9 protein-coding genes are annotated in these 6,874 nt (G+C 68.4%); 1 reads left to right on the forward strand and 8 read right to left on the reverse strand.

Annotated elements, in window-relative coordinates:
* The 8 genes from VFA16_RS18780 to thiO form a co-directional block, all read right to left on the reverse strand.
* On the reverse strand, positions 1 to 631 hold a 631-nt coding region (locus VFA16_RS18780), incomplete at its 3' end, for an MEDS domain-containing protein (protein ID WP_324969265.1).
* The gene (locus VFA16_RS18785) at positions 631 to 1,560 is read right to left on the reverse strand and encodes a sensor histidine kinase (RefSeq protein ID WP_324969266.1); all 930 of its coding nucleotides are present in this window, start codon (positions 1,558 to 1,560) and stop codon (positions 631 to 633) included. The genes VFA16_RS18785 and VFA16_RS18780, both read right to left, overlap by 1 nt.
* 80 nt (positions 1,561 to 1,640) lie before the next feature.
* A complete protein-coding gene (locus VFA16_RS18790) occupies positions 1,641 to 2,519 on the reverse strand; it encodes an MEDS domain-containing protein (protein WP_324969267.1) in 879 nt (292 codons plus the stop codon).
* Positions 2,519 to 3,484, reverse strand: coding sequence for a sensor histidine kinase (locus tag VFA16_RS18795; protein ID WP_324969268.1), 966 nt, complete (start codon positions 3,482 to 3,484; stop codon positions 2,519 to 2,521). The genes VFA16_RS18790 and VFA16_RS18795 overlap by 1 nt, the downstream gene beginning before the upstream one ends.
* A 96-nt stretch (positions 3,485 to 3,580) precedes the next feature.
* On the reverse strand, positions 3,581 to 4,345 hold the full coding sequence (locus tag VFA16_RS18800; protein WP_324969269.1) for an SGNH/GDSL hydrolase family protein: 765 nt from the start codon (positions 4,343 to 4,345) through the stop codon (positions 3,581 to 3,583).
* Positions 4,342 to 5,100, reverse strand: coding sequence for a thiazole synthase (locus VFA16_RS18805; protein WP_324969270.1), 759 nt, complete (start codon positions 5,098 to 5,100; stop codon positions 4,342 to 4,344). The genes VFA16_RS18800 and VFA16_RS18805 overlap by 4 nt, the downstream gene beginning before the upstream one ends.
* Complete coding sequence (thiS, locus tag VFA16_RS18810; protein WP_324969271.1) at positions 5,093 to 5,290, reverse strand: sulfur carrier protein ThiS; 198 nt, start codon at positions 5,288 to 5,290, stop codon at positions 5,093 to 5,095. The genes VFA16_RS18805 and thiS overlap by 8 nt, the downstream gene beginning before the upstream one ends.
* Complete coding sequence (thiO, locus tag VFA16_RS18815; RefSeq protein ID WP_324969272.1) at positions 5,287 to 6,297, reverse strand: glycine oxidase ThiO; 1,011 nt, start codon at positions 6,295 to 6,297, stop codon at positions 5,287 to 5,289. Before thiO ends, thiS begins: the two co-directional genes overlap by 4 nt.
* A gap of 180 nt (positions 6,298 to 6,477) precedes the next feature.
* Here thiO and VFA16_RS18820 point away from each other — a divergent pair.
* On the forward strand, positions 6,478 to 6,874 hold a 397-nt coding region (locus VFA16_RS18820), incomplete at its 3' end, for a thiamine phosphate synthase (RefSeq protein WP_324969273.1).

Consider the following 6,874-nt stretch of genomic DNA (forward strand, 5'->3'; position numbering starts at 1 on the left):
AGACAAACGCCTCACTGTCGGCGGCGTCGATTTCACCCGCCAACCCGAAGTCCATCCCGAGTTGGGCGTACAGACGAAAGCTGACCGTGCCACGGCCCACCAACGGATGCAGGCACACCATCTGCTTGGCGGTCTCGCCCAACAGCGGCAGGTTGTAGGCACACAACGCCGAGAACGGCAGCACCGCCATCTTCTGGTCGACGAGATATTCCAGGCGGCTGAACGCGGCGCGCTGCTCGGGGGTACGCGCCAGCACCGCGGCATCGACGACACCACGGCAGCCGCTGCAGCCGATGGCGACCACATACTCCATCGCGGCGACCCCGGCGGCCACCGTCGCCTCCGGGTCGACCACGTTGGTGCCCGGCACAAACACGTAGTGCTCGTCGACCGGCGTCACCGCAATCTGGCCGGACCTGACCGCGTCGCCGAAGCCCATGTCCAGCAATTCGGCTCGTAATGCTGCGCGGCCCCCGTCGCGGGAGTACAGGATCCGCTGGTTGCGCGCCAGGCCGTCGGCGATGTACTCCGCGGCGCGGGCCAGAAATTCCGACGGGTCCCGATACCCCCATCCCACATGCCCGAACGGGGTGAGGCCTGCAGCGGAGGTGAGCACACCTTGCTGGCGCATCACGGGGCACCGCCCTCCGAGAACCGGTCAAGCCGCAGATAAGCGTGAATGGTGGTGCCGTCCGGCGACGTGTGGGTCCGCACCAAATCAGCCACCGCGTTGACGACGAAGAGCTCACACTCGCCTGAGCCCGCGGTCGGCGGTCGGCACCCGGCCAGAGGGTCGCCCAACTGCCCGACATACCGTGCCTCGCACACCACATGACCGTCGCTGTGCCAAAACGCAATCCGACATGCCCCGCCGGAATGGTGCAGGCCGCTGGTGGCCAGTTCGGTGGTGATCAATTGCAGGTCGGCGATCCCCTCGTCAGACAATCCGAGCAACCGGCCGTATCGGGCGCTGCATCGGCGAGCACCGGCCAGATCGGCGGGTTCGCAGACGGTATAGATCATCGCGCCCGCATCAGTGGGCAGCGGTTGGTTGCAGTGGTCAAGCGCGAGGTCGAGCGCAAAGTCGCGGTTGGGCTGGGGCCATCCGTCGCGCCAGATCAGTGGATGGGTAAGCCGGGCGTCGGCCAAGACGGATTCGCCGAGCCGTGACGCGTCGTAGAGGCACAGGCCGGTCACGTCATGGCCGGCGAGCGCGATGTTGACCAGCGCCTCGTGCTGGACGCACGCGGGATATTCGACGTCGCTGCGCCCAGGCCACACGGGTTCACCGATCATGTGCAGGGGGCGGTGGGGGTGCCGCTGCATGAAGTCGGCCACCAGCCCAAGGATCCGGCCGGGATTGCGGCCTGCCTCGGTGATGTCCGTCATCGTCAGGTTCACAGTCACATCCCCCGCCGGCGCGCCAAACGCATCCTGCAGCAACGCGATCTTGTCTTCCGGTACTGCGACCAAGACCGGCTCGGCATTACTCAACCATCCGGATATCAACGGCACCAGCGAATCGAGATATTCGCGCTCGGAGCGGTAAAAAAGCGCCATGTGCACCACCTCGTGGACGGTGGGCCTAGTCCTGTCGGCGGTGTCATCCAGCAACCGGGTCCCCAATCAGTAGACGGCTATCAGGCGTCGCAGCTCTGCCATGGCGACCGCACCGGTGACGCTCCCTGCACCCGCACGTTGCTCAGTTCGAGCAGGACCGCGAGCCGGGCGATGATGTGCTGGTCGGTTTGCAGCACCACTTGGCGGCCCTGTGCGCGGGCGTAGTCGTCGAGGGTGCGCAGTTGGGTGTGGGTGGTGAAGGCCAGCCCGTGCGCGTCGATGACGAGGGTGCCGTCACCCAGCAGCGGCCAGGTTCTGCGCAACGCCGCGGTGAAGGCGTCGTCGCTGGCCGCGTCAATTTCGCCGACCAGCACGAAGTCCACACCTGGCTCGGCAAACATCCGGAAGCCCACCATGTCTGGGCCCACAAACGGGTGCAGGCACAACAACTCGGCCGCCGCCCGACCCAGACCGTTCACGTCATAGGCGCACAGCGCCGAAAACGGCAGCACGGGCATCCTCTGGTCGATGAGAAACTCGAAGGCCGCCCACGCGTCGCGCTGCTCAGGTGTGCGCGTCAGACCGATCGCGTCGTTCAGCGTGCACAAGCCGCTGTAGCCGTCCGCGATCGCCTGGTCGGTAGCCTCGACGCGTTCGGCTACCGTTGCTTCAGCGTCCACAACGTCACTGCCGGGATGGAACTCGTAGCAGTCCTCTGCCGGGGTTACCCGAATCCGCCCCGACCGCAGCTGCTCGTCGAAGCCGAGGTCGGCCAGTTCGGCTCGCAGCACTTCGCGGCTGGCATTACCGACGTATTCGATCCGCTGATCGGCGCGAAGGGCGCCGACAATGCATTCGCTTGCGCGAGCGGCGAAGTCGTCCCGGTCGCGATATCCCCAGCCCAGGTGAGCGAACGGGACCAGATCCGCAGCCGAGGTGACCACGCCGTGGCGCCGCATCAAGAGGCCTCCTCGGCCGGCCGGTCCAGCCGCAGAAACACCTGGATCGTGGTGCCGACCGGGGTGGCGTGAATGCGCACCAGGTCGGCCAGCGCATTGACGACGAACAGCCCGCGCGGGCTTTTCCCGTTCCCGTTCGGCGGCCGCCGTCCAGCCAGCGGGTCGTCGAGAACTCCGGTGTCGCGCGCCTCGCAGACCAGATATCCGCTGTGCTCCCAGAACGCCAGCCGGCAGGTCCCGTTGCCGTGCTGCAGGCTGTTGGTGGCCAGTTCGGTGATGATCAGTTGCAGGTTGGCGATGGTTTCCGCGGCCAGACCGAGCAATCGGCCATACCGGCTGCCCTGCTGGCGGGCGGCGCTGAGATTCGCCAATTCCGAAACCGTGTAGGTCACCGCGGCCGGGCTCGTGGTCAATGGCTCGTTACAGCGCTGCAGTGCGACGTCGACAGCGTAGTCAGCGCTGCGCTGATAGGAACCGTCCACGCGGATCACTGGGTGGGTCATCCGAGCGTCCGCCAGCACGCTGTCGTCCAGTCGGGAGGCGTCGTACAGACAGAGCCCGGTGCCACGATGGCCGTCGAATGCGAGATTGACCAACGCCTCGTGCTGAACGCAGGCCGGGTATTCGACCGCGGTGCGGCCGGCCCACACCGGTTCGCCGATCAGCCGGACGGGCCGGTGCCGATGCCGCTCCGCGAAACCGCCCGCCACGCCCAAGAGCCGGGCCGGATTGCGGCCCACTTCGGTGATGTCGGCCAGTGTCACCTCCGTGTCGTGCGCTACCGGCCCTAACGCGTCGTGCAGCGATGCCAGCTTGTCGCCGGGTACTGCGACCCATACCGGCTCATAGTTGCTCAGAGCTTCGCTGACCGACGCCACTACGAGATCCAGATATTCCTGCTCTGACCGATAGAACAGCGCTGAGTGCACGAACCCGGCGTCGTGAGCCGGTGGACTCGCGGTCATGTGGTGGCTCCACTTGGTAGCGCTGCACTGAGCCAGCATGTTGCGGCTCCCGCCGGGGCCTACCCGGTGTGACGGCAGCTTAATCAGGCGCGCCCGTCAGTTACCCCTGCACACATGTGCAATGACCAGGTCGGCAACCGCGCGCATACCCGCGGCATTGGGGTGAAATGGCGCCGGCCGCCACGGCAACGGCAAAGCCGCGCCGACGGTCCAGGGGTCCGACGACCAGGCGTGGTGTTCCCGGCTAGCCTGCCCGGCCCGCACCAGTTCGCAGCCGGTGGCCTGCGCGGCCGCTGCGGTGGATTCTTCCAAGCGCGCCGCGACGTGGCGGCCCAGCTCGGCCTCAGCCGCTGACAGCGGCGCGGCGGGTTGCCCGTCCGGCGGCAGCATCGTCAGGTAGTCGACGAAAAGCACCCGCGCGTTCGGGGCCCGCCGGCGCACCGCCGCACCGACCGCACGCAACGAGTCGCCGACCTGGGCAAGCGCCTCGTCGCGGGCATCACGGTCGAGAAGGCCACGGATCTTCGGCAACAGCCGAGCTGGGCGGGGCAGAGAGGCGGCCATCAGCAAAGGGATGTAGCCGACGTCGTTGCCGCCGATGGTGATCGTGACTAGTGCTTCCGAACCGTCGAGCGCGTCCATCTGCGGCGGCGTGCCGCGCTGATGTTCGGCGAGGATGTTGGCGGTGGTCGCGCCGGAAAACGTCACGTCGACCAGATCGAAGTTCAGCCGCTGAGCAACCAGATGCGCGTAGTTGCGGGCCGATCGGCCCGAGCCCCAAGGAGCGCCCTTGGCGCGCGGCTGGATACCTGGACCAGCTGCCATCGAACTGCCCAGGGCCACATAGCATTTCGCCTTCACAGCGGCGGGCTGGAGGCGTGCGCCCAGAACCGTTTCGGGATGCGGCCTGCGCGCCGGGCCAGGTAACCGGCGGTGACGGCGGCGGCCATCGCGGCGGCCATCCCGGGCGGGTCGGCGGCCCGGGTCACCGCGCTGGCCAACAACACCGCGTCGCAACCCAATTCCATCGCCAGCGCGGCGTCGCTCGCCGTGCCGATGCCGGCGTCGAGCACCACCGGAACACCGGCGGCCGCGACGATCATCTCGATGTTGTGCGGGTTGGCGATGCCCAGCCCGGTGCCGATCGGTGAGCCCAGCGGCATCACCGCCGCGCAGCCGGTGTCCTCCAGTCGCTTGGCCAGGACCGGGTCGTCGTTGGTGTAGGGCAGCACCACGAAACCGTCGTCCACCAATTGCTCAGCGGCCCTGACCAATTCGACGGGGTCAGGCAGGAGGGTGCGCTCGTCGGCGATCACTTCCAGCTTGATCCATTCGGTGCCCAACGCCTCGCGGGCCAGCTGCGCCGTCAGCACCGCCTCGGCGGCGCTGCGACAACCGGCGGTGTTGGGCAGCGGGGTGATGCCGAGCCGGTTCAGCAGATTGAGCATCCCGGTGCCGCCCTCGGCGTCGACGCGGCGCATCGCAACCGTCGTCAGTTCCGTGCCCGATGCGACCAGCGCCTCCTCGAGCACCGCCAGATTGGTCGCCCCACCGGTGCCCATGATCAGCCGGGAGCTAAAGCTGCGGCCCGCGATGGTGAGTTTTGAATCAGCCACCTTGCACCGCCGTCACCACCTCGAGCCGTGCGCCATCGGAAAGTGTTGTCTGCCAATCATTTCGGGGGAGCACGGCTTGGTCCAGCGCCACCGCGATACCGCGGTCGGGGTAACCCAGGGTCTGCAGCAGCGCGGCGACCGTGGTCTGCTCGGCGACCTGAACCTGTTTCTCGTTGACCAGCACCATCATGGGTGTGCTCCGATCGGAACCAGTTCGGACACAATCTGTTCGGCGGTCCACGGCGCCAGCAGGAAACCGTTGCGGCCGTGGCCGGCGGCGACCAGGGTGCGCTCGTCCAGGCGCTGGACGAGCGGCTGGTTGTCCGGAGTCATCGGGCGCAACCCGGCGCTACATTCGGCGAGCTCGTATTCGCCGAGGGCCGGGAGTACCGCGCAGGCGTCGTCGAGCAGATCACGCACCCCGGAGACGACCGGTGCGCTGTCACGGCCGTGCTCGTACTGCGTGGCGCCGACGACCACCCCGTCGGCGCGCGGCACCAGGTATACCTGCCGACCATGCACCCGGGCCCGGATCACCCGCTGCGGCACCGGCATGCAGCCCTTGCGCCAGCGCAGCCGCAGCACCTCGCCCTTCACCGGCCGGATCGCCAACCCGGGCCACAATGCCGGGGCGTCGATGCCGTTGGCGATCACTACCGCGTCGGCCTCGACCCGTGCAAGCTCATGCACCGGTGGCGCCCATTGGACGCCCAGGCGTTCACATGCCGTCGCCAGCCCGCCCAACAGTGTGCGGTTGTCGACCGCAAGCTCGGTGGGGGCGCGAAAGCCGTGCCGGATTCCTTGTGCCAGAAGCGGTTCCACGTCCCGGGCACCGGTCTCCCACACCACCGGGTGGCCTTGCTGGGCTAGCCAGTCGGCGACGGTGCGCAGCTCGGCGGCGTCGGCGGAGTCGACGGCCACCACCAGCGATTCGCGCGCGGTGATCACCTGCGGCGGCAGCCCGTCCAGATAGTCGCCGTGGTGCCAGAGCCGCAGCGACTCCAAACCCAGCTGCAGCAACCGCTCTTCGCCGGGCCAGCCTTCGCTGTGCGGGGCGAGCATGCCCGCGGCCACCCAGGACGCGCCGGGTTCGCCGCTGCGGTGCACTCGCACCGAGCAGCCGGCCTGGGCGGCTCGCCGCGCCACCGACAGCCCGATGACGCCGCCGCCGATCACGGCCAGCGATCCGAGTGACATTTCCTTGCGCTCCCTTCGCCGGCATCATCCGGATCAGGTCGGACGGTAAGGGCAGGCGCGCCCACTCTCAGACCCCGCTCCTGGGACTCCCGTGATTCGTCAGCTTTCCACGCTAGCGGCTAGCGTCGCGGTGTGCACGAAGGTACTGGCCCCGCTCCTCCTCCGGCCGTGCCGGCCGGCATCGCCGCCGGGGCGCCCCGTACTCGGCTGGCTACAGCGCGGCTCTACCTGTGCACCGACGCCCGGCGTGAGCGTGGCGACTTGGCCGAGTTCGCCGAGTCCGCACTGGCCGGCGGAGTCGACATCATTCAGTTGCGCGACAAGGGGTCGGAAGGCGAGCGGCGGTTCGGCCCGCTGGAGGCGCGCGACGAGCTGGCGGTGCTGGAGATGCTCGCCGACGCCGCGCGCCGCCACCGGGCACTGGTTGCGGTCAACGACCGCGCCGACATCGCCCGCGCCGCCGGCGCCGACGTACTGCATCTGGGCCAACGCGATTTGCCGTTGTCGGTGGCCCGGGAGATCGTGCGGCCCGGCACCCTGGTCGGCCGCTCCACCCACGACGTCGATCAAATCGCGG

The sequence above is a fragment of the Mycobacterium sp. genome (assembly GCF_035653355.1).
Taxonomy (GTDB): Bacteria; Actinomycetota; Actinomycetes; order Mycobacteriales; family Mycobacteriaceae; genus Mycobacterium.

Bases quoted from the DNA above. Each gene is read 5' to 3' on its own strand.
- VFA16_RS18785 (WP_324969266.1), bottom strand. From the start codon at position 1,560: ATGGCGCTTTTTTACCGCTCCGAGCGCGAATATCTCGATTCGCTGGTG.
- VFA16_RS18790 (WP_324969267.1), bottom strand. From the start codon at position 2,519: ATGCGGCGCCACGGCGTGGTCACCTCGGCTGCGGATCTGGTCCCGTTC.
- VFA16_RS18795 (WP_324969268.1), bottom strand. From the start codon at position 3,484: ATGACCGCGAGTCCACCGGCTCACGACGCCGGGTTCGTGCACTCAGCG.
- thiS (WP_324969271.1), bottom strand. From the start codon at position 5,290: ATGATGGTGCTGGTCAACGAGAAACAGGTTCAGGTCGCCGAGCAGACC.
- thiO (WP_324969272.1), bottom strand. From the start codon at position 6,297: ATGTCACTCGGATCGCTGGCCGTGATCGGCGGCGGCGTCATCGGGCTG.